The organism is Bacteroidota bacterium (assembly GCA_018816945.1).
In the GTDB taxonomy this organism is placed as follows: domain Bacteria; phylum Bacteroidota; class Bacteroidia; order Bacteroidales.
This window is the reverse complement of the sequence record JAHIVC010000002.1, coordinates 1-2,198: the sequence shown is the minus strand read 5'-3', so window position 1 is coordinate 2,198 and position 2,198 is coordinate 1. Positions and strand designations below refer to the sequence as shown.

Genomic DNA, 2,198 nt, shown 5'->3' with positions numbered 1-2,198 from the left:
TTATTTATGTATCGTCTCATTTTGATTTGTCAGATCACTTCCATAATGGGAAGCAAAGGCCGTTTCGGAATATTTTTCAATCTTCCATCCAGGGATTTTGCATTCTTTGCAGGGTTCATTTACCCATTTGTTCCTGAGCCATCTTGCCGCTCTTGAGCTGCTTGAATTATATATTTTAAAGGTTTTTCCACAATGCGTTGTGATTTCTGCATACTCGCCTCTCTTTTCTATCTTTTTTATACCATGAAGTGTCCCTGCTCTTGAAGGCCACAATTTTATTTTATCCAACAACAAAAAAAGCTCAACATGTTTTCTATAATACCTCTTTTTCTCATTACTCATTTCAGTCTCGTATAATCTAATTATCCTTTTATAAATGATTGGATTATATTTTCCTTTCTTTTATGTTTTTTATTTTCAAAGGGATATTACCCATATATAATTATCTTGCACTGTGGATTTGTTTCTATTTCATTACGGCTTTGACTGTTATTAGGAGACTCAGACCACAGTTTTTCGTCTTAATTGGTAATCAGTTAGTTAACGCCAGACGTTTTTATTTACGAGACTACATAGCCGAAATATCTGTGGAAAACATTCAGTGCAAAATCATTTTAAAGGAGGTGTTTTTATGTACTTTGTTGGAATTGATATTGCAAAGTACAAACATGACTGTTTCATTACAACTGAAACAGGTAATGTTATTCTTAATGACCTGACTTTCTCAAATACCAGAGATGGCTTTAATGAACTTTTGTCCGTTCTTGCTTCCCTTGATCATAATCAGGAGATAAGAATAGGATTTGAAGCAACCGGTCATTATGCTCTGAACCTTAAACTATTCCTTGAGGAAACCCACTACAGCTTCATGGAATTTAATGCGGTTCTTCTGAGCAAATTTAATCATTCTCAAACCCTTAGAAAAACTAAGACTGATGCAATCGACTGTGCGTCTATTGCACGTTGGTTAATGACGGTTGAGTACAAACCCTATTCAAATGGATTTTACCACATGTATTCCTTAAAGTCATTAACTCGTTTGAGAGATTCTTTGGTTCGTCAGCGCAGCTTCTATCTAGTTAAGATTACAAATGTCCTTGACCATACTTTCCCTGAATTCAAACCGTTTTTTAATAACAAATTCAGTAAAACTGCTTTTTTTATTTTGAGAAAATATACATCTGCTGGTAGGATTGCTTCCTTGAATTCTCGTTCTTACAATGACCTTCACAAAATCTCCAGAGGTAAATTTTCATTGCAAAAGTTCATAAAACTTAAGGAACTTGCCAAAAATACTGTTGGTGCATCTAATTCTATATTTGAATCCGAGCTTACAACTCTTTTATCTTTACATCAAAATCTCGATTCAGAGATTTGTAAGCTTGAGTCCGAAATAGTATCGTTGGTTACTGTACTAAAGCGTCCTACCATGACAATTCCTGGTATTGGCCCACTATCAGCTGCGATTATTCTTTCAGAGTATGGAGATGTTCGCCGCTTTTCAGGGCCGGCAGCCATGCTCTCTTTTGCCGGTTTAGAGCCAGGATGCTACCAATCCGGGATTTCCTCTCATACTGGGCATATGGTTAAACGTGGCTCTTCAATACTTCGCTACACTCTAATGAATTGCTGCCTACCATTAATTCTGCATAATCTAACATTTGCTGAATTTTATCACAAAAAACGTTTGGAAGGAAAGCCTCATCGGGTTGCTCTTTCCCATGTGGCAAAGAAACTCATTCGTGTAATTTATACTTTAGAAACAAACAATATATCATTTGATTCAGCTAAACTTATTTAGTGATGTGGTGGTCACTTATTTGTAAAAACAATTTTACGTTTTCATTTTCGGAAAAGGTTTATTTGCTGTGCAATAAAATATTCCCTAATTTTATTTTAAAATCTATTGACTTTTAATAGTTAGTCTCCTATTTTGTATTAATTTAAACTTTAAAACCTGATAACCATTCCCCAAGGCCAAGTGAAATACTTGGAACATACGTAACAAGGATCAGTATAACTAATTCTGCCAAGAAAAGCGGAACAATCCACTTGACCGTAGCACCAAATTCCACTCGTTTATCCATACTTTGTGCAACAAATAAATTAATGCCTAACGGCGGAGTAATCAATCCCATAGTCATATTCATAACCATGATAACCCCAAAGTGTATAGGGTTAACACCAACTGCAACCAC

3 protein-coding genes are annotated in these 2,198 nt (G+C 35.4%); 1 reads left to right on the top strand and 2 read right to left on the bottom strand.

Annotated features, from left to right (window positions below):
- On the bottom strand, positions 1 to 342 hold the full coding sequence (locus KKG99_00020) for a hypothetical protein (protein MBU1011360.1): 342 nt from the start codon (positions 340 to 342) through the stop codon (positions 1 to 3).
- Positions 343 to 631: 289 nt separating this feature from the next.
- Between KKG99_00020 and KKG99_00015 the strand changes: the two genes are divergently transcribed.
- Positions 632 to 1,801, top strand: a complete 1,170-nt coding sequence (locus KKG99_00015) for an IS110 family transposase (protein ID MBU1011359.1) — start codon at positions 632 to 634, stop codon at positions 1,799 to 1,801.
- A gap of 142 nt (positions 1,802 to 1,943) precedes the next feature.
- Here KKG99_00015 and KKG99_00010 read toward each other — a convergent pair.
- The coding region (locus KKG99_00010) for a TRAP transporter large permease subunit (protein MBU1011358.1) at positions 1,944 to 2,198 on the bottom strand (255 nt) is incomplete at its 5' end.